Annotated in this window: 20 protein-coding genes; 9 read left to right on the plus strand and 11 right to left on the minus strand. The window is 73.6% G+C overall.

Annotated elements, in window-relative coordinates; all coding sequences use genetic code 11:
* Nucleotides 1-67: 67 nt before the first annotated feature.
* Nucleotides 68-427 carry a PRC-barrel domain-containing protein gene (locus tag OG276_RS35665; RefSeq protein ID WP_266911922.1) on the minus strand — a complete coding sequence of 120 codons (360 nt, stop codon included), beginning with the start codon at nt 425-427 and terminating at the stop codon, nt 68-70.
* Nucleotides 428-656: 229 nt separating this feature from the next.
* Between OG276_RS35665 and OG276_RS35670 the strand changes: the two genes are divergently transcribed.
* The 5 genes from OG276_RS35670 (at nt 657) to OG276_RS35690 (ending at nt 5,934) form a co-directional block, all read left to right on the plus strand.
* A complete protein-coding gene (locus OG276_RS35670; RefSeq protein ID WP_266911924.1) occupies nt 657-899 on the plus strand; it encodes a hypothetical protein in 243 nt (80 codons plus the stop codon).
* Nucleotides 900-953: 54 nt separating this feature from the next.
* Nucleotides 954-3,407 (plus strand): SpoIIE family protein phosphatase, encoded by a 2,454-nt coding sequence (locus tag OG276_RS35675; RefSeq protein WP_266911926.1) that lies wholly within the window; start codon nt 954-956, stop codon nt 3,405-3,407.
* A 163-nt stretch (nt 3,408-3,570) separates the two neighbouring features.
* Nucleotides 3,571-4,416 (plus strand): SigB/SigF/SigG family RNA polymerase sigma factor, encoded by an 846-nt coding sequence (locus tag OG276_RS35680; protein ID WP_266913396.1) that lies wholly within the window; start codon nt 3,571-3,573, stop codon nt 4,414-4,416.
* Between the two features lie 194 nt (nt 4,417-4,610).
* On the plus strand, nt 4,611-5,333 hold the full coding sequence (locus tag OG276_RS35685) for a hypothetical protein (RefSeq protein WP_266911928.1): 723 nt from the start codon (nt 4,611-4,613) through the stop codon (nt 5,331-5,333).
* Nucleotides 5,320-5,934, plus strand: a complete 615-nt coding sequence (locus OG276_RS35690) for a Fic family protein (protein ID WP_266911930.1) — start codon at nt 5,320-5,322, stop codon at nt 5,932-5,934. The genes OG276_RS35685 and OG276_RS35690 overlap by 14 nt, the downstream gene beginning before the upstream one ends.
* A 5-nt stretch (nt 5,935-5,939) precedes the next feature.
* Here OG276_RS35690 and OG276_RS35695 read toward each other — a convergent pair whose 3' ends face one another.
* From OG276_RS35695 to OG276_RS35710, 4 genes are all read right to left on the minus strand, one after another.
* Nucleotides 5,940-6,485 carry an ATP-binding protein gene (locus tag OG276_RS35695; RefSeq protein ID WP_266911932.1) on the minus strand — a complete coding sequence of 182 codons (546 nt, stop codon included), beginning with the start codon at nt 6,483-6,485 and terminating at the stop codon, nt 5,940-5,942.
* A gap of 22 nt (nt 6,486-6,507) precedes the next feature.
* Nucleotides 6,508-6,864, minus strand: coding sequence for an STAS domain-containing protein (locus OG276_RS35700; RefSeq protein ID WP_266911934.1), 357 nt, complete (start codon nt 6,862-6,864; stop codon nt 6,508-6,510).
* Nucleotides 6,865-6,928: 64 nt separating this feature from the next.
* A complete protein-coding gene (locus OG276_RS35705; RefSeq protein WP_266911936.1) occupies nt 6,929-7,291 on the minus strand; it encodes an STAS domain-containing protein in 363 nt (120 codons plus the stop codon).
* A 2-nt stretch (nt 7,292-7,293) separates the two neighbouring features.
* Entirely contained in the window at nt 7,294-7,473 is a 180-nt protein-coding gene (locus tag OG276_RS35710) for a CsbD family protein (RefSeq protein ID WP_266911937.1), read from the minus strand.
* A gap of 183 nt (nt 7,474-7,656) precedes the next feature.
* Between OG276_RS35710 and OG276_RS35715 the strand changes: the two genes are divergently transcribed.
* Nucleotides 7,657-7,980, plus strand: coding sequence for a plasmid stabilization protein (locus tag OG276_RS35715; RefSeq protein WP_266911939.1), 324 nt, complete (start codon nt 7,657-7,659; stop codon nt 7,978-7,980).
* 123 nt (nt 7,981-8,103) lie between these two features.
* Here OG276_RS35715 and OG276_RS35720 read toward each other — a convergent pair whose 3' ends face one another.
* A complete protein-coding gene (locus tag OG276_RS35720) occupies nt 8,104-8,343 on the minus strand; it encodes a DUF6213 family protein (RefSeq protein WP_266911941.1) in 240 nt (79 codons plus the stop codon).
* A 37-nt stretch (nt 8,344-8,380) separates the two neighbouring features.
* On the minus strand, nt 8,381-8,536 hold the full coding sequence (locus OG276_RS35725; RefSeq protein ID WP_266911943.1) for a DUF6131 family protein: 156 nt from the start codon (nt 8,534-8,536) through the stop codon (nt 8,381-8,383).
* Between the two features lie 364 nt (nt 8,537-8,900).
* Between OG276_RS35725 and OG276_RS35730 the strand changes: the two genes are divergently transcribed.
* Nucleotides 8,901-10,232, plus strand: a complete 1,332-nt coding sequence (locus OG276_RS35730) for an MFS transporter (protein ID WP_266911945.1) — start codon at nt 8,901-8,903, stop codon at nt 10,230-10,232.
* 40 nt (nt 10,233-10,272) lie between these two features.
* Here OG276_RS35730 and OG276_RS35735 read toward each other — a convergent pair whose 3' ends face one another.
* Together OG276_RS35735 and OG276_RS35740 are read right to left on the minus strand one after the other, a co-directional pair.
* Nucleotides 10,273-10,689 carry a GNAT family N-acetyltransferase gene (locus OG276_RS35735; RefSeq protein WP_266911947.1) on the minus strand — a complete coding sequence of 139 codons (417 nt, stop codon included), beginning with the start codon at nt 10,687-10,689 and terminating at the stop codon, nt 10,273-10,275.
* 274 nt (nt 10,690-10,963) lie between these two features.
* On the minus strand, nt 10,964-11,449 hold the full coding sequence (locus OG276_RS35740) for a hypothetical protein (RefSeq protein ID WP_266911949.1): 486 nt from the start codon (nt 11,447-11,449) through the stop codon (nt 10,964-10,966).
* Between the two features lie 50 nt (nt 11,450-11,499).
* Here OG276_RS35740 and OG276_RS35745 point away from each other — a divergent pair, with 50 nt between their 5' ends.
* Entirely contained in the window at nt 11,500-11,628 is a 129-nt protein-coding gene (locus OG276_RS35745) for a hypothetical protein (RefSeq protein WP_266911951.1), read from the plus strand.
* 27 nt (nt 11,629-11,655) lie between these two features.
* On the opposite strand, the gene OG276_RS35750 is transcribed toward OG276_RS35745, so the two are convergent.
* Both OG276_RS35750 and OG276_RS35755 read right to left on the minus strand, forming a co-directional pair.
* Complete coding sequence (locus OG276_RS35750; RefSeq protein WP_266911953.1) at nt 11,656-12,954, minus strand: putative Ig domain-containing protein; 1,299 nt, start codon at nt 12,952-12,954, stop codon at nt 11,656-11,658.
* A 133-nt stretch (nt 12,955-13,087) separates the two neighbouring features.
* Entirely contained in the window at nt 13,088-13,981 is an 894-nt protein-coding gene (locus OG276_RS35755) for a LysR family transcriptional regulator (RefSeq protein WP_266911955.1), read from the minus strand.
* 496 nt (nt 13,982-14,477) lie between these two features.
* Between OG276_RS35755 and OG276_RS35760 the strand changes: the two genes are divergently transcribed.
* Nucleotides 14,478-23,000 carry a type I polyketide synthase gene (locus OG276_RS35760; RefSeq protein WP_266911957.1) on the plus strand — a complete coding sequence of 2,841 codons (8,523 nt, stop codon included), beginning with the start codon at nt 14,478-14,480 and terminating at the stop codon, nt 22,998-23,000.
* Nucleotides 23,001-23,066: the final 66 nt, after the last annotated feature.

Genomic DNA, 23,066 nt, shown 5'->3' on the forward strand with positions numbered 1-23,066 from the left:
GCCCGGCCACCCGGCCCCGGGCCCGCCACCTCGGGGCAGGCCCGGGCCCACTGAGGGGTCGGCGGACTCACATGTGGGGCTGGTTGTAATACCGGGCGAACTGCTCCAGATAGCTGGGTCCGGTGTCGTACTCCGAAGCGTCGAATTCCGGTGCGTCCTTGATCTGTTCCTTGCTCCGGTCGACGTGGACGGTCCGTGTGGCCGTGTCGATCCGGGTGATGACGCCGGCCGGCAGCAGGACGTGCTTGCCGAAGATCCACATACCGGTGTCCACGACGATGAGGGACGCGCCGACCTCCTCGGAGTGCTTGTCGACCTTCCCGATGCCACCGTCGGTGGCCTCCACCTTGTACCCGACGAGGTCGATCCCCTTCGAGTAGCCCGTGGTGTCCTCGTGACCCCAGACCCAGATGTCGTGCGTGCTCATGGTCGGCCCCTCTCCGTGCGTACCGTCCGTCCTTGACGACGGAGTGCGACCCCCGTCGCAGCCATGAGGCCGAGGCCGCACCCCGCAGTGGGCGCCTACCCAGCCGGGCGCGGCCGACGCAGGACCGTGCGCGTGCCACCGGTTTGCGCGGCCCGGAGCGGGGCAGCCGTTCGAGCGGGGCTGCCGCGGCCCGCGGGGCTCCCGTAGAGCTCTGGCGAGGAGGACGGCCATGGACGAGCAGGGTGGAGCGGGCGGAGTGCCGCTGGAAGGCGGCCGGAAACCGGACCGGCACCGCACGGCGCGGGCGGGCCGCCGCGAGGACGGGGCGCGGGCCGACCGCCCCGACGACGGGACCACGTCCGCGGCCGACACGGACGAAGCCAGCAGGCTGGACCGTCCGCAGCAGCCCGAGAAGCCGGGCGGGAAGACGAGCCGGAAGGGGACGAGGTGGGTGGGCCCGCGTGATGCGTGAGGGCCGCCGGACCGCATCCGGGCGGGCGGGGAGAGGGCGTGCCATGCTCAAGGAGTGAAGGGCGATGCCGCACCCGTGGGTGAGGGCGCCGCACCCGAGGTGGTGGCGCTCGCCAGGGTCGTGGCCAGACTCCGGTCGGAAGTCGTCGACCTCGAAGGCGTCGCCGTGACCTCGGCGGTGGTCGAGCGGGCCAAGGGCGTACTCATGGCCCAGGCGGGCGTCAGCGCCGAATCGGCCTACGAGCTGCTCCTCGAACGGGCGGGCCGGCGCGGCGGTTCCGTCCTGGAGGAGTGCTGGATCACGCTGGGGCAGGTCCGCGTGCGCCGGTCGCAGGGGACCGCGAGGATCTCCCTGCCCACGGCCTCGGCCGCGCGTACCGGGAAACAGCCGAGCACCTCGGCGCTGAGCCGTCGCCGCCATCTCGTGCGTCGCCGCCACGACCGTGGCGGCGAGCTGAACGGCCTGCTGGCGCGGCTCGCCGACGGTCTGGCCGCGGCGCACGGCGGCGATGACATCGCGGAGCTGCTGGTGACCGTACTGGGCGGGGCCACCGACGTGGACGCGGTGATGATCTACACCGTGGCCGCCGCCGGGAGCCTGGATCTGGCCGGCAGCGCCGGAATCGACGGGGCGCTGGCCGAGCAGTGGCGCCACATTCCGCCGCTGAGCGGGGTCGCCGCCCTCGAAGCGATCGCCGGCCGCCGTGCCCTCTGGCTGGAGGACCCCGAACAGGACGCCCGGCGCTATTTGCTGATCGGGGACCCGCCGGAGCGGTGGCCGGCGCGCGCCTGGATCCCCTTGCCGGACGACGGGCCCGCGAGGGCGGCCATCGGGTTCCTGCGCACCCGGGCGGGCCCCTTCGCCGCCGACACCCGGGCGTTGCTGCGCCAGGCCACCCGGCTGTGCGCGGGGCCGCTGGGGGCGCCGGAACGAGCCCGCGACCCGGAGGGCGAGGGAGCGGCCGGTGGAGACTACGCGGCGACGGTCCAGCTGATCCTGGACACCATGGCCGGACCCGCGACCCTGCTCACCCCCCTGCGCTCGGAGACGGGTGAGGTGGAGGACTACCGCATCGACGCGGCGGCGCCCGAATCCGTGGACGTGGCCGGCCGGCGCGGCAAGGAGCTCGTGGGCCGCCGGATCCTGGAGACGTACCCCACCGTGGCGGGCACCGACCTCTGGGAGGGGTACCTCAAGGCGCTCACCACCGGAACCAGGTACGAGGGGGAACCCTTCACCTACGAGGAAGTGGTCGCCGGGGTCCCCCGGCAGTCCGTCTACTCGGTCCGGGCGTCCAGACTCGGGGACCACCTGGTGGTCTCCTGGGTCTGCCATGACGGCAGCCAGCGCGAGATCCGCAGGCTGGCCGACATGCAGCGCCTCGGCAACCTCGGCTGGGCGGGCTGGAACCTGGTCACCGATACCGTCACCTGGTCCGATCAGGTCTATGCGATCTTCGACCGGGATCCGGGCCGGGGGCCGGTGCCACTGGAGGAACTTCGGGGTCACGTAGTCCCCGACGACCTCCACCAGCTGAGTGCCGCCGTCGAACGGCTGCTGAGCGAGGGGGAGGCCGTCGACCAGCCGTTCCGGATCACCACCGGGCGCGGAGTCCGGCACCTGCGGATCGTCGCCGAGGCCCAGACGGACGCCGACGGCACACCCGTCGAGGTGCACGGCTTCTTCCAGGACCTGACCGCACAGCACGACGTCGAACTCGCCCTGCGCGACAGCGAGCGGGCCGTCCTCCTCCAGCAGGGCATGCTGCAGGCCGAACGCGCGCTCGCCGCAAGCCTCCAGGACACGCTGCTGCCGATCCCCGAACAGTCGCTGGAACTGGCCGGCCTGTGCATCGACGTGGCCTACGTCCCCGCCGACAGCGGGATCAACGTCGGCGGCGACTGGTACAGCGCCATCGAACTCCCCGACGAGAGCGCCCTGTTCGTCATCGGAGACGTGGCCGGCCACGGGCTGGCCGCCGTCGGGACCATGGCTCAGCTCCGGTTCACCACCAAGGGCATGGCCGTCACCGGCTCGCCCCTGCCCGACGTCCTGAGCCGGCTCAACACCCTCCTGCTGCACACCGGTTCGGAGCCGTCGGGCAGTGCCACCGCCACCATGGTGATGGCCCGCTACCAGCCCTGGGACCGGCGGCTGATCTGGGTACGGGCGGGCCACTTGCCGCCCCTGCTCATCCGCGGCGACCGGGCGGAGTTCCTCGAACAGCCCCGGGGCGCCCTTCTCGGGGCGACCTTCGAAGCCTCGTACGAGCAGGCCGCCATCGACCTGCTGCCCGGCGATCACCTGCTCTTCTACACCGACGGGCTCGTGGAGGAGCCGGGCGAGGACATAGGGGCCGGCCTCGACCGTCTCGCGGAGACGGCGGTGCGACTCCTGCGGGAGGGCCGCGGCGAAACCCTCGCCCGCACCCTCGTCGCGTGGGGCACGGCCCACCGCGACGACATCTGCGTTCTGCACGTCCACGTACCGGACGGGGATGTTCCGTAGAAGGGGGGTCGGTCTTCCCCGATGGGGGTATATCCCTCTCGGAAAGACCACGACGGTTCCCGCTGCCCCGCTCCGGGGCGGCCGGTGCCCACCAACCCGTCGGAGGAAGCTCATGGCACCCGTTTCCAGCGACACCACGGATCCGCTCCGCATCGACCTCCGCATGGACCTCCGCACCGGGACGCCCGATGTCCCGGAGGATCCGCTCACCGTCAGTACCGGGGAGGCACGGACCCTGTCCTTCGCGCTCTTCCGGCGGCTGAAGCAGCTGAGCGAAGGGACGCCGGAATACTCCTACGTGCGCAATACGCTCGTCGAGCTCAACCTCAGCCTGGTGAAATACGCGGCACGCCGGTTCCGCAACCGCTCCGAGCCGCTGGAGGACATCGTCCAGGTCGGCACGGTGGGCCTGATCAAGGCCATCAACCGGTACGACGTCGAGCGGGGGGTCGAGTTCGCCACGTTCGCCGTTCCCACCATCACCGGCGAGATGAAGCGGTTCTTCCGTGACACCAGCTGGTCCGTGAAGGTCCCGAGGCGCCTCCAGGAACTCCGGCTCGACATCGCCAAAGCGCACGACGCGCTCGAACAGCGGCTGGGACGCCACCCCACCGACCTGGAGCTGGCGGAGCACCTCGGCATCACCACGGAGGCACTCGACGAGGGCCGCCGCGCGGCCAACGGCTACGTCGCGGGCTCTCTGGACGCCCCGCTGGGGCCCGAGGCGGACGGCGGGTCCCGGGGGTGGCCGCTGGGGGAGGAGGAGGCGGCGTACGACCGCATCGAATGCCTGGAGACGCTGAAGCCGCTGCTCGCCACGCTCAGTGACCGTGACCGGCTGATCCTCTCGCTGCGCTTCGGTCAGGAGCTGAACCAGTCCGAGATCGGCGATCGGCTCGGCCTCTCCCAGATGCACGTCTCACGGCTGCTGAGCCGCATCATGGCCAGGCTGCGGACCGGGATGCTGGAGGACGCCGACGACGAGCACGAAGACGGCGACGCGTGCTGATCCCGGTCGCCCGCGACGGCGGCGCGCCCAGACGCGTGGCCGAGCCGGCTCCGGCACGGAAAGGCGTTCGACAGCCCGGGCCCGGTGGGCCGAGAATGACGAGCCCGTCACAGCGGACGAGCCCATCACGGCGGACGAAAGAACGGCCTGCACTGACGTACGACCTGCATACCCTGCCCCTGCCCGAGAACCTCGTGCCCCCCGCCGTTGATCCGGGCCTGCGCCACTGGGAGGGCCTCGACCCGGACCTCCACCCGTTCACCTGGGACGAGGACGAGGAGGCCCGCCTGCGCGCGCTGGTGTGCGAGTGGGTGCCACCCGTGCTCTCCGGCATGAGGGGCGGCTGGGCGGGCGAGGACTGGTGCGCACGCCAGGTGGACGCGATCATCCGGGAGCGGTACGGGAACTGGGCTCAGGGGTGGAACTGGTGCTACCGGTACGGCGGGCCCATCGGCAGCTGGGTCGACGGGAAGGGCTCGGTGACGACGCCCGATGAGACGGCGACGCGCGTCGTGGGCGCGCTGCTGGAGTGGCGGGAGTGGCTGGAGAGCATGGCGTTGCGTTTCGCAGAGTTGGCGCCCGTGCCGGAAGCGTCTGCCGAGGACCGCAGCTGGCACCTGGAGCGGGCCTGCGTCCGGCTCGTGACGGTCGCGCTGGGCCCGGAGGCGGAGGCCGGTTGGCAGCGGCAGGCCGCGCGAATCCTGCACTGGTTCCTCACCACCACCGGCATGGGGCAGGCCGAGGCCGAGCAGGCGGTCGACCGCGCGATCGGCGGCCGGTTCAAGAGCTGGGTGGACCCGGGACGAGCGCTGATCGAATCCGTCGGCGAGGACCTCGCCGTCGGCCTCACCGGCCGTGCGCCCTACCGGGACCACCGTGAGCGGGCGGACCTGGAGGACCTCCATGACCGCCGCTGACAGCCTCGCCACCTGGCTGCGCGTGCGCCGCGAAGCCGACTGGCACCGAGCACCCGTCCTCGTCCTGCGGGAAGGGCCGACCGCTCGTGACGGGTTCCGGGCCTGGTGCGAGGGGCCGGTCCGCCGGCGCGATCCCGTCCGAGCCGAGCGCCTTCTCCTCGCCCACGCCCTGGCCCGGGCCGATGCCGCCCGCCGGGCCCCGCTGGACTTCGCGCTGCTGGCCGGTTGGCAGCGCCGTGTCCTCGGCGTGGATCGGGCGCCGTTCCGTACGGCCGACGCCTACGCGAAGGCCGGCCGCGAGCGTTACGCCCTGACCTCACGGACCGGGGCCGACTTCGCCGACTGCCTGCGCGAGGCGACCGATCCGGATCTCCCGCCGGCGGCCCGCGCGGCCCGGGCCTACCTCGACGTGGCGTTCTTCCACCCTTTCGCCGACGGCAATGCCCGGGCGGCCCTGCTGACCCTGGTCCACGTGCTGGCACGCGAGGGCATCGTCCTTCCCGAGGTCGAGCCCCTGCAGACGACCCGCTACGCGGACGACGCGGCGGGCGCCGCCGACCTGGCCGCGCTCATCGGCGTACTCAACCGCCGGCGGTCCTGAGATCCTCAGGACGGACCGGGCGGTCGGGAGGGCCACGGCGGGGTCCGCCCGTGTGGTTCCCGGGGCGGCGCCCCGTGCTCCCGCAGGGCCGGTGGAGTGGCGACCTCCACCCATACGCACTTCCCGCCGTCGACCGGATCCGCCCCCCACGCGCGGGCCAGCCGCTTCACGATGAGCAGCCCGTGGCCGCCCGGGCGTGCCGGGTCGGTGGGGAAGCGGTAGGCCGGTAGGACCGGGCTGGAGTCCGTGACCTCGATGCGGAGCCGTTCGGCGGTGCAGTGCAGCAGCATCGAGCTCGGCCCGCCCGCGTGCATACAGGCGTTGGCCACCACCTCGGACACCAGGAGCAGCACGTCGTCCGCGGCTTCGGCGGTCTCGTCGCCGCCCTCGTCCTCGCCGCCGTTCCCGCTGCGGTTCCCACTGCCGGTCTCCGGCAGCCACTGCCACTCGGTCAGTGCCCGGCGGGTGAAGTCGCGGCAGCGTCCCACGAGATCCGTGGTGCCGTGCAACAGGAGACGCCGGGTCCACTCCGGTGACCGGCGCTCGCTCATCCCTGCTCCTCCGCTCAGCGCGCTAGCGACTCGCCAGAGCCGCCTGCACATCGGGGTGCTGCGGGAAGAGCCCGTCGGCGCCGGTGACGTGGAACATCCGTGCGACCGGCTTGCGCAGGCCGATCAGCTCAAGGGTGCCGCCCGTTTCCCGGGCGGCGAGGCGGTTGTGCAACAACACGTTCAGTCCCGTGGAATCGCAGAACGCCAGAGCGGTGACATCGACCAGCAGGCGTCGCCCGCCATCCGCCCGGGCGGCTTCGAGAGCCTCGCGCAAGGGCTCGGCGGTGTCGTGGTCGAGCTCTCCGGCCAAGGTCAGGACCGTGGCCCCGTCGAGGGGGCGAACGTCGACCGCGAGGCGGTCATCCTCCTCGGAGGGCATCGCATACCGCCTTCCCCCGGTGGAGTTCGGGTCTCGACACCGGATACGTCTCGCGCCTACCCCGTCAGGGGTCGCCAAACCCGGGCGGGAGGGTGTCGATGGGGAAGAGCGGGAGGGACCCGGTGATATCCAGCAGCCGTAGCATCTGGGCGTTCGGCGCGGCCAGGCGCAGCGTGCGGCCGGACTCCACGGCCTGCATGCGGGCACGGAGCAGCAGGTTCAGTCCGGCGGAATCGCAGAACGTGAGTCCGCTGAGGTCGACGACGATGTCGGCGGGCCCGCCGACGCGGGTCACCGCTTCGAGCAGCAGGGCGCGCACCTCGTCGACCCGGCTGAGGTCCATCTCGCCCGACAGACGGACCACGGCCGTCTGCCGGGCGGGGGGAGGCGGTCCGGCGGGATCGTGCGCGCCGTGCTCGTGCGGCATGCTCAGCCGTGCCCCTTGGCCTTCTTCATCTTGTCCGCGGCGTCGGAGGTCATTTCCTCGGCCTTCCCGGCCATCCGCTCGGTGCTTCCCTCCGCCTGCATGCGCTTGTCGTCCATCGCGCTGCCGAGGTTCTCCTTGAGCTTGCCCTTGGCCTGCTTCGCCTTGCCCTTTGCCTTGCCCATGACGGGTTCTTCCTTCCTGAGGGGGTACTGCTGCCACCATGCGTCAGGGGACGGTGGCCTGCAATATGTGACGAATTGCCCGCCTTTCGGCCGTCTGGGGAGCCGGGAGTCGGCGAGGAATGCGGTACGCGGCCCCGGGTAAGCGCCCGGTAGGTCGTACGCCCCCCAGACCGAGGAGTGATCATGCCTCGTGGTTCCAGTGCCAAGCGGGAACGCCGGTACGAGCACATCAAGGAGAGCGCCGAGAAGCGTGGCGAGAGCGCCGCGCGGGCGAAGGAGATCGCCGCGCGGACCGTCAACAAGGAGCGGGCCCGTGCCGGGGAGTCCGAAACGGCGAGCAAGAGCTCCATCGAGGACATCTCCTCGGCCAGGCGCGGCGGGCTGCGTTCGCACCGGGGTGCGCAGGGGCCGACGTACGACCAGCTCTATGCGGAGGCCAGGCGGCGTGATCTGTACGGCCGTTCCTCCATGGACAAGGCCGAACTGAAGCGCGAGCTCGGTTACTGACGGCCCGGCTCCGTCCCTCGCGCCTCGCCGTTCCCCGTGACCTTCGCGCGGGGAACGGCGGCTGTTCTCGGGGTCTGTGGCGCGGCGACTCCGCGGCTCCGCGACTCTGTGACTCCGCGGGCTCTATGACGGGCGTGGAGCGGCCGACCTGAAGCCGATGCATTCGACGTCGATCTGGTCGGCGAGTTCGGTCAGTACGCCCGCCAGGTCCTGGACGGTCTCCTCGTCGCCGCGCATCTCGCCGGTGTGTTCCGATTCCAGCCAGTCGGCTGCGAGGCTGCGCAGGAGCCCGGTGACGTGATCCGCGGGAATCAGAAGTGCGCCGTCGTCCGCGGGGATCAGCGGTATGGACATCTGGATCATGGAACCGTCTCCCGTGGGGCGTTCGTGCGCGGCCGCGCTACCCATAGTGCCGTCGTCCTCCGACCGCGTGTCCGACGGAACCGAGCACCCATAGGACGACCCCGATGACGACGAGGATGATCCCCAGCGTCCAGAGGATCGAGATGCCGAGGAGGTAGCCGATGATCAGTAGGACAATGCCGAGCGCGATCATGTTGTTCTCCCGTCTCGCAGGCTTCTTCTGCCCCGATCCGGTGCCGGAATGCAGGAGGTGGCGGCCCGGTCCGGCGAGGGGGAGGCGGGGGCGCGCCGCAGCCCGTATTTCCTGCCGGCATTCGAAAGTATCTTGACGTCAAGATTGATCTCGGGCAGGCTTCCGCTGGTATCTCGACATCGAGATACTTTCGCGGGGGCTCGGAGGCAGCGGGATGCGGCGGCGCGGTACGGGGATCCGGAAGGGTTCGCAGGGGTGGCGGGGGCGGCCGGGGCAGAGGCGGGAGCGCGAGCGGGAGCGGGGTCAACGGCTCGGACTGGTCGCACAGTTGCGGAATCCGCCCGGGGGCCGGGACGCGCGGATCATGCTGCTCGCCCAGCTGCTCGACCGCACCGGCACCGGCGTGTGGGCCGCCTCCTCGGTCCTCTACTTCACCTTCGTCATCGGCCTGGACACCGGGAGGATCGGCCTCCTGCTCGGCGCCGCGGCCGTGGCGGGCATTGCCGGATCGCCCCTGGCGGGACACCTGGCGGGCCGCTTCCCGGTGCGGTCCCTGCTGATCGGCTGTCACCTGCTGCGCCTCGGAACCCTCGGCGCGCTGCTCGCGGTCACCCGCTTCGACGTCCTGCTGCCGCTGGTCGCCGTCACCTACCTCGGCGACCGGGCAGCCAAGGCGCTGGAAATGCTCTTCGCCACACGGGTGGCGGGCGAGCGGCGCGGCACCTACCAGGCCCTGTCACGCAGTACGGCGAACGCCGGCTACGCGGTGGGCGCGGGGATCGCCGCCGCCGGTCTCGCGGTCGGGACGTCGGAGGCCTACCAGGCGCTGATCCTGGGCAACGCGCTGTCGTTCCTGGTGGCCGCCGCGCTGGTCTGGCGCACCCGCGAACCGCGAGCGGAGGGGCGTGTGGCCGCGGGCGCGGGGGATATGGCGGCGACGGGGGGTGCGTCGCCCGGGGGCGGGGGTGCGGCGATCGGGAGTGCGGTGCCCGGGAGTGCGTTGGCCGGGGGTGCGTTGCCAGGGGGTGCCGCCGCGCCCGGTCGGACGGGGGCGCCGAGCCCCTGGCGGGACCGCGGCTACCTGCGCTTCGTCCTGCTCGACATCCCGATGAACCTCGACGACTCGGTCCTGGCCGTCGGTCTGCCGCTGTGGCTCGTGGCCCACACCGACGCACCGCACGCCCTGGTCCCGGCCTTCCTCGTCATCAACACCGTGCTGGTCGTCGTACTCCAGCTCCGCGTCTCGGCCAGGTTCGAGGAACCCCGCCGGGCCGCGGCGGCGGTCTCCGTGTACGGGCTGACCATGCTCGCGTGCTGCGCACTCCTGGCCCTCACCTCCGGGGCCGGGGCGGTCACGGCGACGGTGGTGCTCCTCGCCGCGGCGGTCCTGGTCACGCTGGCGGAACTGCTGCGGTCGGTGAGCTCCTGGGAGCTGGCGGTCTCGCTCGCCCCCGAGGAGGCGCGGGCGTCGTACCTGGGAGTGGCGGGCATGGCGCAGTCCGTCCAGAAGTCCGCCGGCCCGCTGCTCCTGACCGGGCTGGTGATGACGGCCGGGCCCGCGGGCTGGCTGGCCCTCGGCGCGGGGATCGCGGCCCTGTCGATGGTCCAGCGCCGCGCGTCCCTCCGCCGCGTGGACTCCGTACTCGCCCCGCCCGTCTCCACGGCACCCTCGGCGTCGGCCGCGCACGCGGGCTGAAACCGCGTACCCCGGCGCTTGGGCATGGGGGCAGGTCTGGTCAGGTCTGGTCGGCCGGGCCGTCCATCGTCCAGGCGGAGTGGTGTGCGGTGAATCCGATGCGCGAGTAGTAGTTCGCGGCCGCCGGGGCCGCCAGCAGGATCAGCTGGGCCTGGGGTGCGGCCTCCCGGGTGGCGCGGATGAGGTCCTTGCCCACCCCCTTGCCCTGGTAGGCGGCGTCGACGGCGAGATCGCTGAGGTAGGTGGAGTACGCGCCGTCCGTGATCGAGCGGGAGATCCCGATGAGACGGCCGTCCTCGTCGCGGGCGACGATGACCAGGTTGGCGCCCGCGAGCATCCGGGTGAACCGCCGGGTGTCCTCCACGGGACGGCGTTCGGCGAGGGTGGACGCCCGGTACAGGGCGGCCGCCTCTTCCACGTCGAGGGCGCTGCCGATGACCTGTTCACACTTCCACATGCTGGTACCGGTCCTTGCCGAGTTCTTCGAGTCGGGACGTGCGGTGGTTCCGGTGGGCGAGGAACCGCCGGGGTCGAGGAGGCCTGCGGGGATGGTGACCGCGCGCTTCGCCAGGGCGCCGGCCAGTGGGACCTTTGTACGCCAGTTCCGTCGGCGGCCGCCTGTACCAGCCGGTACGCGTGCTCGCGTCCCGCGCCGGTCGGCGATGAGGCCGGAGGCCGGGGCTTGCTGGTGGCGAGCGATCGTCAGGGCGTCCGACCCCGGTCGGCGGCGGTCACATGACCGGCGGATCGGCCAGGAGGACGACCCGATCGGCCTCGACGTCGAAGCCCAGCACCGGATGGCCGTAATCGCCCTCCGGATCCATCAGTACCGGCTTGCCCAAGAGTCGCCCGATCTCCCGCAAGAAGCCGCAGAACACGTCCAGTCGCTCCTGGCCCTGCAACTCCCGCAGGTCAACGTCGAAGTCGATGGCGCCATCGTCAAGGAAACGGAAGATCGCCAGCACGTCGGCAGTCGGCCAGACCCGCAAGGTCGGGCACTCGGCGTCCGCCGGGCGGGACAGCACGGCCTCCGCCCGAGGCACCGGAAGCACCATCTCGCCTTCGGAGTACCGGCACTTCCAGCCCCTCGCCTCGACGAGGTCGAGAACCGTCTGCCAGTCCTCCACCGAGCAGCCCGGGACACGCACGTCAGGCAGCGACCCCATCAGGTCCGGGTCGAAGAAGCAGCTCACGTCATCCCACAGAAGATCAGCCACACCGCCATGCTGCCGCAGCCCCAAGTTCCTCGACTAAGGAGGGCCCCCACGTGGTGACCCTGGCGGTGGCCATGGTCGCCCAGGTGTGGCGCCCGCTCCTGTTCTCGGCCATGATCCTGCGCACGCACGCCAACCTCGTCGTCGCCTCCGACCGGGAGGCGGCGTCGAGGCTGGGGTGACCCGGCGAAGTGCGGATCCGGCCGCCTTCAGAACCAGGTGAGGGTGAGGGGGAAGGTGGTGGTGGCGGTGGTCGGGGTGGTGTCGGTGGCGGTGATGGTGATCTGGATGGTTCCGGTGGCCCAGGGTTTGCCGGTGATGCGGCCGGTGGTGGTGTCGAGGGTCAGGCCCCAGGGGAGTCCGGTGGCGGTGTAGCGGACGGGGGCTTTGCCGCCCGTGGTGGTGAGCTGGATGGTGCAGTTCTGGTTGAACTTGCAGCTCTGCGGGCCGGGGTTGGTCAGCTTCAGCTCGGCCGAAGTCGGAGTCGGGGTCGGGGTGGGTGTGGGTGTGGGTGTCGGGGTGGGAGTCGGCGTAGGTGTGGGGGTCGGCGTCGGCGTGCCGCCGCAGCCCGGGGTGGCCTCCGGGGGTAGGGGGACGCGCCACATTTGGGTGTCGTTCTCCGAGCCGACGAGCAGGGTGGTGCAGTCGAGGTAGGTCACCGTCTCGCCCTGCGACTGGGCGGGCAGGGCCACGTCCGCGAGCTTGGTGCCCGCGGTGTCGTACACCGAGGCCGTGTTGGCCCCCAGCGGCCCGCCGCTGCGCAGGGTGTACGAGGCCCCCGACAGGGAGAACGCGCCGTCGGTGGCGAAGACCGGGCCCGGCCGGACGGCGGTCAGGGTGCCCGGTTGCCCCGGCACGGGCGGCAGCGGAGCCTGGTACAACTGGCCTGCCGCGCCGATGAGTTTGCTCGCGATGTGGATCCGCCCGGTGACGGGATCGGCGAGCAGGGATTCGGCGTCGTGCTTCCCGTCGGCGTAGGTGAAGCGGTACGTCACGGGCGTCACCGAGGCGTTGGCGAGCTGGTCGGGCTCGGCGAAGGAGTGCACGGTGATCTCGGCGCGGCCGCTGAAGTTGTCGCCGATGTCGCCGACCAGGATCGTGGGGCGGCCCGCGGAGTCCTTGCCGATGGCCAGCCCCTCCCAGTCGGTGTTGCCGACCCCGGAGACCGTGTACGTGGCCTTGAGCAGTCCGGTGGCGCCACTGCAGTCGATGGCGAAGACCTGGTTGGTGTTGCCGCTGTCGTTGACGGCGTAGAAGACGCCGGGGTGTTTTCGGCTCATGGCGAGCCCGCTGAGCTCGGCCAGGCCTCCCGGGAGGGTGCACTGGCGCTCGGGAGCCGCGGCGGCGCCGGCAGCGCGGGAGAGGTGTGCGGACACAGGCGTCAGGGTGGACGCGTCGGCGGGCCCGGCGGCGGGTCCGGTCAGCCAGGCCGCGGCCGGCAGGGCCGCGGCGAGGACCGCCGTGGCCAGGGCGGCGGCCCGCGGGGGTGTGAGGAGTCGTCGTAACATGCCCACCATGTGAGGGGGTGTCAGGTTCTGGCGCCAGGGTCAATCGGCGTCCCTTTGAGCATCGTTCAATGCCGGACGGGCATGTCCCGGCCGTCGGGAGGGGCTCTTCGGCCGTCCTGTCCGGACCGTCCGGTCACCGGGAGGGCTCGCGTACGGGGGCCTTGTGCCGGGCGTGGGCGATGAAGGCGCGGGCGGCCCGGCTCAGCGGCCGGCGGGCGTGTGCGATGCCCACCGGGCGCAGGAGCGGTGGGGTGAAGGAACGTATCTCCGCCCTGCTTCCGAAGGCCCTGGCGACCACGTCGCGGTACCAGATGAGGGAGCCGCGGCCGTCGGTCACCCCCGTCACCCAGCCGAGGCGTTCGTCCACCTCCAGGCAGGGCACCGGGCGCACGCCCAGACAGCTGAACATGGCCTCCATCTCGGTGCGCCGGCCGGTCCCGGGCGTGGGCAGCACCATGGGCAGCCCGTCGAGTGCGCGGAACGGCAACGGGTCGGGCAGCGCGGACCCGACGGGGGAGATGAGCACGACCTCGCGCTCCTGGATGTGATGGGTGGAGAGTTCCCCGTCGAGGGGGAGGTCCACCAGTGCCAACTCGGCCCGGCCCTGAGTCAGTTCCTGGATCAAGGCCTCGCGGCTGTCGTACTGGTGGAGCCTGACGTCGAGGCCGGGATGCCGCTCCGTGAAGGTGTGTACCAGCTCGGAGGCCAGATCGAGGGCCAGGGTGGGCGTGGTGACCATGGACAGGGCGGCCCTGGCGCCCAGCCCGTGGGGAGTGCCGATGTCGTCGATGGCCTCCACCGCATCGAGCACGGTGCGGGCCAGCCGGACGACCCGGGCCCCTTCCGGTGTGAGGTCCACCCCCCTTCCCCGGCGGGCGAGGAGATCGACGCCGAGGTCGCGCTCCATGGCTTGGACGGCGCGGGACAGGGCGGACTGGGCGACGAACACGGAGGCCGCCGCGCCGGTGATGGAACGGCAGTCGGCGACGGCGACGAGGTAGCGGAGCTGGGCGAGGGTGGGGGTCATGACCGGAAGGTAACCGGGCAAGGGTGTACCTGTAAGACCGCGTCGGGTGAACAACCACCAGACTTCGCAAAGGTGTTCATGCCGGACCGGTGGCATCTCATACCCATGCGGCATGAGCCCGGGCGGCCGAGGCACGCCGGCCTGGTGTCCGGGGGCGGGCCGCCCTGGCGCAACACCGCAGGTCATGGCCCCGGCGGCAGCGTGCCGACGGCGTGTCCGGGGGGCGGTGCGGGTGGTCGGTGGCCGTCCTGACTGCGAAGTGAACGGCTCCGGATGACCGTTGACAGTGCGGGGCCGTCACCGCACGATGCATCCCGGCACCAGGGAATTTGACCAACGCTCAACCCTGTCCCGCCGCATCGCCCGGCCGTTTCGCGCGTCGCCCACCTCGGATCCCCGGCGGGAGGGCGCCTCGTCCGCCGCCTTTCTCCCACGCCTTCCCCGGTCTTCCCTCCCGCACTGCGCCATGTCACACAGCACTGGAAGAGGAGCGTCCGTGTCCCCCCAGCCCGAGCCGTCCCCCCAGCCCTCGCGTGCCCTCCCGCCCCACCAGCCCCCGCCGGCTCCGCGCCCTGCGCCGCCTTCACGCAGCCCGCGGCCTCCGCGACCGGCACGGCCCGCACAGACCGCACAGACCGCACCTTCCGGGCGATCGGCGCCGGCGGCCGCGACGACAGGGAGGTCGGGGGAGAAGTCCGCGCCGCTGGGGGAGCGGACCGAGCCGTCGGGCGCGGAGCGGCCCGAGTCGTCGCCCACCGAACGGCACGAACAGCACGAACAGCACGAACAGCACGAACGGCCCGGGCGGCTCCGCGCCGCCGACCGTGACCTCGTCGTCGCGCTCAGCCCGTTCGAGGAGCCCAACCCGCGGATCGTCACCGCCGCCGAGCGCGCCGGAGCCCTGGGCCTGCTCGACCTCGGCCGGGACGCCGGGGCCGCGCGGAGCGCCATGGCCGAGATCGCCCGCCGCCTCGGAGCCGGCCGCTACGGGGTACGCGTGCCCGCGGGCTGCACGGTCGGGCCCGAGGAGCTGCCGGCCGAAGTGGACACGGTGCTGCTCGCCGACCCCGCGGGCCACACCCCGGAAGGGGTGGCCGGCTGGGCGGCCGCCGACGGGAGGCCTCGGGTGTGGGCGGAGGTCACCGATCCGGCCGAAGCCGCGGCCGCGGTGGCCGCCGGGGTGAAGGCGCTCGTGGCCAAGGGGCACGAGGCGGGAGGCCGGGTGGGCGGGACCACCACCTTCGTACTCCTCCAACAGCTTCTCGCCGACCCCGGGTTCGGGCTGCCCGTTCGGGCGTACGGAGGGATCGGGCCGCACACGGCGGCCGCGGCCGTCGCGGGCGGAGCCGCTGGCGTGCTGGTCGACGTACAACTGGCCCTCACACCTGAGGGGGAGGTCGCACTGCCCGCCGAAGTGGACGCGGCCGTACGGGCCATGGACGGCTCCGAAACCAGACTGCTGCAGGGCCACAGGGTGTACACGCGCCCCGACCTGACCCCGCCGCAGGGGCCTGTGGCCACCCTGCTGGGCGCCCGGGACCTGCGGACACAGCTGCTCCCGGTCGGGCAGGACGGGGCCTCGGCGGCCCGCCTGGCCGCCCGCCACCGGACGACCGGAGGCATCCTCCAAGGCATCCGGTCGGCCGTCGCGGGACATCTGGCGGCCGTCGTACGGGCCCGGCCGCTGGGGGGCGGCCACGGCCCGGGGCGACCGCTCCCGGTGGCGCAGGGGCCGATGACCCGGGTCAGCGACCAGGCGGCCTTCGCCGAAGCGGTGGCCGCAGGCGGCGGGGTCCCCTATCTGGCGCTCGCCGTCATGGAGGGGCCGCAAGTGCGCCGGCTCCTCGCAGAGACCGCCGAGCGGCTCGGGGAGCGGCCCTGGGGCGTGGGAATGCTCGGCTTCGCCCCGGCCGAGCTGAGGGCCGAGCAGCTCGCGGCCGTCGCCGAGGTGCGCCCGCCGTACGCGATCATCGCGGGCGGCACCCCGGGGCAGGCGGCCCCGCTGGAGGCCGCCGGAACCCGGACCCATCTCCACGTGCCCTCGCCCGGCCTGCTGGAGCGGTATCTCGCCGACGGGGCACGGCGGTTCGTGTTCGAGGGGCTGGAATGCGGGGGACACGTCGGGCCGCGCGCCTCCTTCCCCCTGTGGGAGGAGCAGATCGAGCTGCTGCTCTCCTGCCCCGAACCGGCCGCGCTGGACGTGCTGTTCGCGGGCGGAATCCACGACGCCCGATCCGCCGCCATGGCCGCGGCGGCCGCGGCACCGCTGGCCGAACGGGGTGCGCGCATCGGGGTGCTCATGGGCACCGCGTACCTGTTCACCGAGGAGGCGGTGGCCGCGGGCGCGGTCCTGCCCCGCTTCCAGCGGGCGGCGCTGGAGTGCGCGGACACCGTACTGCTGCACACGGCGCCGGGACACGCCACCCGCTGCGCGGTCACCCCGTACGTGGACACCTTCGAGGCCACCCGCCGGCGGCTCGCGGAAGGCGGCGCCGAACCGCGCGAGGTGTGGGAGGAGCTGGAGCGGCTCAACCTGGGAAGGCTCCGGATCGCCAGCAAGGGCCTGCGGCGCGGGCCCGACGGTTCCGGGCTGGAGCCCGTGGGCGAGGAACAGCAGGGATCCGAGGGGCTGTTCATGCTGGGCCAGGCCGCAACCCTGCGCACCGGCACCACCACGATCGCCGCACTCCACGCCGAAGTCACCCAGGGTGCGACCGAGTTGCTGCGGCAGCGTGCCCAGGAGCTCGCCGGTCCCGACCCCGAAGGTGATGCCGCGGACGCGATGGCCGGCGGCGCCGCCGCACCGGCCGAGCCGCTGGACGTCGCCGTCGTCGGCATGGCCTGCGCCTACCCCGGCGCACCGGACCTCGCCGCCTACTGGGCGCGGATCCTGGACGGGAGCGATGCCGTGACCGAGGTCCCGGCCGAACGCTGGGACCCGGCGCTCCACTTCGACCCCGACCCGGCACGGGCCGGTGAACGCACCCCGTCCCGCTGGGGCGGCTTCCTCGGCCCGATGGCCTTCGACGCCCTCGCGCACGGCATCCCGCCGGCCTCCCTGGCCGGGATCGAACCGGTACAGCTGCTCGCCCTGGAGATCTCCGCGCGGGCCCTGGCGGACGCCGGGTACGGCAAGGGCCGGGAATTCGACCGGTCCCGGACCTCGGTCGTGTTCGGCGCGGAAGCCGGCACCGAGCTGGCGGGCGCGTACGGGCTGCGCGCGCTCTACCCCGGATACCTGGGCGAGATCCCACCCGAGCTGGACGAGCAGCTCCCGCGGCTCACCGAGGACTCCTTCCCCGGTGTGCTCGCCAACGTCATCGCGGGCCGGGTCGCCAACCGGCTCGACCTCGGCGGCGCGAACTGCACGGTCGACGCCGCATGCGCCTCCTCGCTGGCCGCACTCGACCTCGCCTGCCGCCAACTGCGCGACAAGGACAGCGACATGGTGCTGTGCGGGGGCGCCGATGTGCACAACGGCATCAACGACTACCTGCTGTTCTCCTCCGTCCGCGCCTTGTCCCCGGGCGGCCGCTGCCGGCCCTTCGACGCGGCCGCCGACGGGATCGCCCTCGGGGAGGGGGTCGGGGCGCTCGTACTGAAGCGGCTCGCCGACGCGGAACGGGACGGCGACCGCGTGTACGCCGTGATCAAGGCGGTCGGCGCCGCCAGCGACGGACGCTCCCTGGGCCTGACCGCCCCCCGGCCGGAGGGACAGCGCAGGGCCCTGGACCGGGCCTACGCGCGGGCCGGGATCAACCCCGCCGAGGTCGGCCTCATCGAGGCGCACGGCACCGGCACCGTGGTCGGAGACACCACCGAACTGGCGGTACTGACCTCCCTGTTCACGGAATCGGGCGCCGCCCCCGGAGCCTGCGCGCTGGGTTCGGTGAAATCCCAGATCGGGCACACCAAGTGCGCGGCCGGGCTCGCCGGACTGATCAAGGCCGTCAGGGCGGTCCACTCGGGCGTACGGCCGCCGACCCTGCACCTCGACGCACCGGTCCCGGCCTGGAGCGCGGAGGCCAGCCCCTTCTCCTTCGACGCCGGGGCCCGGCCGTGGGCGGTGCCCGCCGAACGGCGCATCGCCGGGGTGAGCGCCTTCGGGTTCGGGGGCACCAACTACCACGCGGTGCTGACCGGTTACGCGGGAGCCGAGGAGCCGCGGCACGGACTGGAGGAATGGCCGGCCGAACTGTTCTGCTTCCGGGGCGAGGACCGGCGGGCGGCGGGCCGGGCGATGGCCCGGCTGGCGGCCCGGCTGGAGGAGAACGACGCGGCCGGGCGCCCGTGGGCGCTGCGCGACCTCGCCGCCGAGGCCGCGGCCGGAGCGGGTGCGGTGCGGGTCGCCGTCGTGGCCGCCGACCTGGACGAGCTGGCGGACCGCCTTGAGCGGGCACGCGCCTTCACCCCGGGCGCGGGGGTCCACGTACGGGAGGAATCGGCGGCGCCCGGACAGGTGGCCTTCCTCTTCCCCGGCCAGGGCAGCCAACGTCCTGGCATGCTCGGTGAGTTGTTCACCGCCTTCCCGCCGCTCCGGGAGCTGCTGGACGCGGCGCCGAGCACGGTGATCTCCGCGATGTTCCCCCCGGCGGCCTTCACCGCACAGGGGCGGACCGCCCAGCGCGCCGCGGTCACCGACACCCGGGTGGCCCAGCCGGCCCTCGGGCTGGCGGGCTCGGCGGCGCACATGCTGCTCGGGGAACTCGGTGTGCGGCCGGACTGCGTGGCCGGGCACTCGTACGGCGAGCTCACCGCACTGTGGGCGGCCGGGGTGTGGGACCAGGAGAGCCTGCTGCGGCTGAGCGCGCGCCGGGCCGAAGCCATCCTCGCGGCCGCCGGGACGGATCCGGGGGCGATGGCGGCGGTGACCGCCGCGCCGGAGGAGGTGCGGGAGATAGCCGCGCGTGCCGGGTGCGTGATCGCCAACCACAACGCGCCCCGCCAGTGCGTGATTTCGGGTCCCTCCGCCGCCGTTGCCGAGGCGGTGACCGCCCTGCGGGAGGCGGGCTTGTCGGCGACGCCGCTCCCCGTGGCCTGCGCGTTCCACAGTGAGGTCGTGGCCGGCGCGGCCACGGCCCTGGCCGAGGAACTCGCCGGGACGGAACTGGCCGAGGCCGCCGTCCCGGTCTGGTCGAACACGACGGCCGCCCCGTACCCGTTGACCGCCGACGCGGTACGGAATCTGGTGGCCCGTCAGGTCGGCGAGCCGGTGCGGTTCGTGGAGCAGGTGGAGCACATGTACGCCGCCGGAGTACGGACCTTCGTGGAGGCCGGGCCGGGCCGCGTCCTGTCCGGCCTGGTCGGCCGCATCCTGGGCGACCGGCCGCACACGGTGGTGCCGCTGGACGTGCCGGGTGAGCACGGGCTGCTCCGCCTCGTCACCGCCCTGGCGGAACTGGTCGCGGCGGGCGTCCCGGTGGCACCCGAAGCCCTGTTCCGCGGCCGAACCTCCCGGCTCCCCGAGCGCGCTCCACGCCGCCCGGGCTGGCTGGTGGACGGCCACCTGGTCCGCACCCGGGACGGCAACCCCGTCCCCGGTGGCCTCCGCCCGGCCCGCCGGGTCCACGTCGCGGTATCCGAAGGAAAGGGAGCCCATCAGATGGCGCAGCCGAAGAACGGCACCGGTCAGGTGGGGAGTTCCGCCGAGCCGGGGGCCCACGCGAACGGCGCCCCCGCGAGCCTGCCGACCCCTGCCGGGGGCGGGCACTGGCTGCCTGCCGAGGCCGGTTCGGCTTGGAGCCCCGCCCGGGAGGCGGCGATGGCGGACGGCCGCGAGAACGGCCGCTTCACGAGCAACGGGCACGGCGCCGCCCCTGACGGGGGTGGGCCTTGGCCGGCCGGCGGGGTGGCTGGTACGGGTGGCCAGGCAGGGGGCTTCGACCCGGCGGGGGGTGCGGTCGCGGGGCGCGTGGAGTCTCCCTTCGCGGGGCCGGGGAGTGGGGGTCCCGTCGGGGGTGGTCCTTGGTCGCAGGGCGCGGGCGCGGGCTCTGGCGCAAGTGGATCGGGCGCCGGCGTTGCGGGGCCGGGGAGCGGCGGTCCTGCCGGAGGCGGACACCGGTTGCCGGGTGGGGGGCCGGGTGTGGGTGGCTCGGGTGGCGGTTCCGGTCCGGTGGGAGGCCCGATGGGCGGCTACGCGGACGCGCGCAACGGCCGGGCCGGGACTCCGGCGGCCGAGGGGACGCCGTTCGTCCCCGGGAGCGGTGGTCCCGTGGTCGGTTCGGTCGTGGGGGGTGCGGATGGCCGGCGCCTCTGGACCGCGAACGGCGGCCCGGGCGCAGGTCTTGAGCTGCCGACGGGCCCGGCCACCTGGGCGGGGGCTCGCACCGGTCAGCCGGCCGAGCACGCCGCACCTGCCCCGGCGGACCGCCGTGAGGAGGCGGTCCTGGAGTACCTTCGCGGTTCGCGCGAACTGGTCCAGGCGCAGCGGGACGTGATGATCGGCTACCTGGCGTCGACCGCGACGGCCTTGCCGTGGGGCGGCCCGGACCAGGCTCCGCCCGGGCAGTTCGCCGTCACCGGCCCTGCCCGCGCGATCCCGTCCTCCCCCCTCGGTGCCACCCCTGGCCCCGTGGACCCCCAGGGCGTGGGGGCGACCCCGGACCGGGGTCCCGGACAGGGGTTCGCGGCCCCGCGGGGAGCGGAGGGGGCTCCGGGGGTGTTGCAGGGCGCAGCTCCGGCTGCCTTCTGGTCCGAGCCCCGGCCGGACGGGCGAAGCCTGCCCGGAGGTGCCGACGGCGCCTGGTCCGGGGCCCATGCCGCGGCCCCGACGGGCGCGGATCCCGGTGCCGGGGGGTCGGGCTCGTGGCCGGCGGGAGCTGACGGCGCAGCCCCGGGCGCCGGACTGCCCGGCGGACGGGGGGCGACCCCGGGGATGCTCGCGGACGCAGCCTCTCCGTATGCGCGGGGCGAGTCCCGGTCTGACGGTGCGGGCCTGCTGGGGGGTGCCGACGCCTTCCGGCCCGCCGCTCAGGTCGGGAGCGACGGAGCAACTGGACCGTGGCCGACGGCTCCGGGTGGGCCGGCGTTCGACGGCGTGGCCCCGGGTTCCGGGATGCCCGGCGGTGCGGCCTCCGGTTCGGGGATGCCCGGGGGTGTCGCCCTGGGCAACGGGATGCCCGGCGGTCCGACCCCGGGGTCGGCGACACCCGGCGGCGTCCCGGGAGACGGCCTGTCCGCGGGTGACGAGCGTCGGGGTGCGGGCGACAGCGGGGGCGCGGCTCGTGGGGGGCCGCGGTCCGCCGAGGAGGTGATGGACGTGATCGTGGAGATCGTCCACACCCGGACCGGGTACCCGCGGGACATGCTCGCTCCCGAGCTGGACCTGGAGGCGGACCTGTCCATCGACTCCATCAAGCGGGTCGAGATCATCGGCGCCCTGGCCGACCGGATCGGCCTGCCCCAGGATGCGGGCGGCTCCGCCGATTCCGCGATCGAGGAGCTGTCCCGGATCAAGACCCTGCGCGGCATCGTGGACTGGGTCTCCGGCCACACCGCCCACCCCGAGCCGCCGGCCGTCGAAGCGGAGGCCCCGGCAGCCGCAGCGGCCCCGCCCGCGCTCGGCCGGCTCCGAGTGGAGCTGCACGCTCTGCCGCCCGCACCCGGGGACCCGGAGGCCCTGCGAGGTCTGCGGATCGGGGTCGTCGGGGAGGCAGGAGACGGCCAGGGCGTCGTGCCCGCTGTCCTCGGAGCCCTCCGGTCTCACGGGGCGGACGTACGGCAACTCGCCGAGGGGGAAGCAGGGTTCGACGCGGTCCTCGACCTGTCCGCCCTGCGGCCGGGAGCGGAACCCGTCCTGCCCGAGTCCTTTCCCGGGCTGCAACGGGCCCTGACCGGCGGTGTGCACCGGCTCCTGATGGTCACCGTCCGCGGTGAGTCCGCCGGAGCGGGAGTGCACGGCTTCGCCCGCAGCGCCTCCCTCGAATACCCGGGCAGGCTGATCCGGGCCGTGGAGGTCCACTCCAAGGAGGACCCGGAGCGGATCGCGGCGCAGCTCCTCGCGGAGCTGAGCTGCGACCCGGCCGACCCGGCCGACCCGGCCCATGCCACCAGGTCTGCGGAGGCCCCCGCCTCCATCGCCTACACGGCCGAGGGCCTACGGGTCACCGCCCGGCCGGTACCCGCACCGCTCGCCCCCGGCGACGGGACGCCGCCCCTCGATGCCGGCTCGGTGGTCCTGCTCACCGGCGGGGCCCGCGGGATCACCGCCCGGACCGCCCTGGCGCTGGCCCGGGCCACCGGATGCCACGTAGAGCTGATGGGGCGTACGCCTCAACCATCTTCAGAGGCAGATGAGTTCGGGCACGCCACCGATCGGGTCGCCCTGCGCGCCGCCCTCATCGCCACCGGCCTGCGCACCCCCGCGGAGATCGAGGCCGCGGCTTCGCGGATCCTCGCCGAGCGCGAGGTACGGGCCACCCTGGAGGCCCTCGCGAGCGTGGCCGCGTCCGTCGGCTACCACTGCGCGGACGTCACGGACGAGCAGGCGGTACGGGGCGTCGTGGCCGCCGTACGGGCCCGCCACGGCCGGCTGGACGGGATCGTGCACGGAGCCGGGACGCTGAACGACGGGCTGCTCCGCGACAAGCAACCGGCCTCCTTCTCCGCGGTGTTCACCACGAAGGTGACCGGTGCGCGCCACCTCGCCGCCGCCGCGGCCGAGCACGGCGCGGCGCCCGCACCCCGCTTCCTGGCCCTCTTCGGCAGCGTCGCGGGCGTGTACGGAAACCGGGGACAGACCGACTACGCCGCCGCCAACGACGCCCTCGACGGCCTCGCGCACATCTGGGCGGAGGACTTCCCGGGCCGGGTGCTCTCCCTCGACTGGGGCCCCTGGGCCGCGGAGGCGGGCGGCATGGTCAGCCCCGAACTGGCACGCGCGTACACCCGCCGGGGCATCGCGCTCATCGACCCGGAGGCGGGCGGCGCCGCGTTCCTCGCCGAACTCGCGCACGGGACCGACGTACAGGTGGTCCTGATGGCGGCCGACGGGCACGAGGGGGGTGAGCGGCGTGCCTGACCGCCATCGACAGGGCCAAGGCCAAGGCCAGGGTCAGGGCCAGGCGGGCGGATGGGGCGCCGGCCA

Origin of the sequence: Streptomyces sp. NBC_00086, assembly GCF_026343255.1 — a bacterium.
In the GTDB taxonomy this organism is placed as follows: Bacteria; Actinomycetota; Actinomycetes; order Streptomycetales; family Streptomycetaceae; genus Streptomyces.

Coding starts and splice junctions, on each gene's coding strand:
- OG276_RS35665 (WP_266911922.1), bottom strand. CDS start 427: ATGAGCACGCACGACATCTGGGTCTGGGGTCACGAGGACACCACGGGC.
- OG276_RS35670 (WP_266911924.1), top strand. CDS start 657: ATGGACGAGCAGGGTGGAGCGGGCGGAGTGCCGCTGGAAGGCGGCCGG.
- OG276_RS35680 (WP_266913396.1), top strand. CDS start 3,571: ATGGACCTCCGCACCGGGACGCCCGATGTCCCGGAGGATCCGCTCACC.
- OG276_RS35690 (WP_266911930.1), top strand. CDS start 5,320: ATGACCGCCGCTGACAGCCTCGCCACCTGGCTGCGCGTGCGCCGCGAA.
- OG276_RS35695 (WP_266911932.1), bottom strand. CDS start 6,485: ATGAGCGAGCGCCGGTCACCGGAGTGGACCCGGCGTCTCCTGTTGCAC.
- OG276_RS35700 (WP_266911934.1), bottom strand. CDS start 6,864: ATGCCCTCCGAGGAGGATGACCGCCTCGCGGTCGACGTTCGCCCCCTC.
- OG276_RS35705 (WP_266911936.1), bottom strand. CDS start 7,291: ATGCCGCACGAGCACGGCGCGCACGATCCCGCCGGACCGCCTCCCCCC.
- OG276_RS35710 (WP_266911937.1), bottom strand. CDS start 7,473: ATGGGCAAGGCAAAGGGCAAGGCGAAGCAGGCCAAGGGCAAGCTCAAG.
- OG276_RS35715 (WP_266911939.1), top strand. CDS start 7,657: ATGCCTCGTGGTTCCAGTGCCAAGCGGGAACGCCGGTACGAGCACATC.
- OG276_RS35720 (WP_266911941.1), bottom strand. CDS start 8,343: ATGATCCAGATGTCCATACCGCTGATCCCCGCGGACGACGGCGCACTT.
- OG276_RS35725 (WP_266911943.1), bottom strand. CDS start 8,536: ATGATCGCGCTCGGCATTGTCCTACTGATCATCGGCTACCTCCTCGGC.
- OG276_RS35730 (WP_266911945.1), top strand. CDS start 8,901: ATGCTGCTCGCCCAGCTGCTCGACCGCACCGGCACCGGCGTGTGGGCC.
- OG276_RS35735 (WP_266911947.1), bottom strand. CDS start 10,689: ATGTGGAAGTGTGAACAGGTCATCGGCAGCGCCCTCGACGTGGAAGAG.
- OG276_RS35750 (WP_266911953.1), bottom strand. CDS start 12,954: ATGTTACGACGACTCCTCACACCCCCGCGGGCCGCCGCCCTGGCCACG.
- OG276_RS35755 (WP_266911955.1), bottom strand. CDS start 13,981: ATGACCCCCACCCTCGCCCAGCTCCGCTACCTCGTCGCCGTCGCCGAC.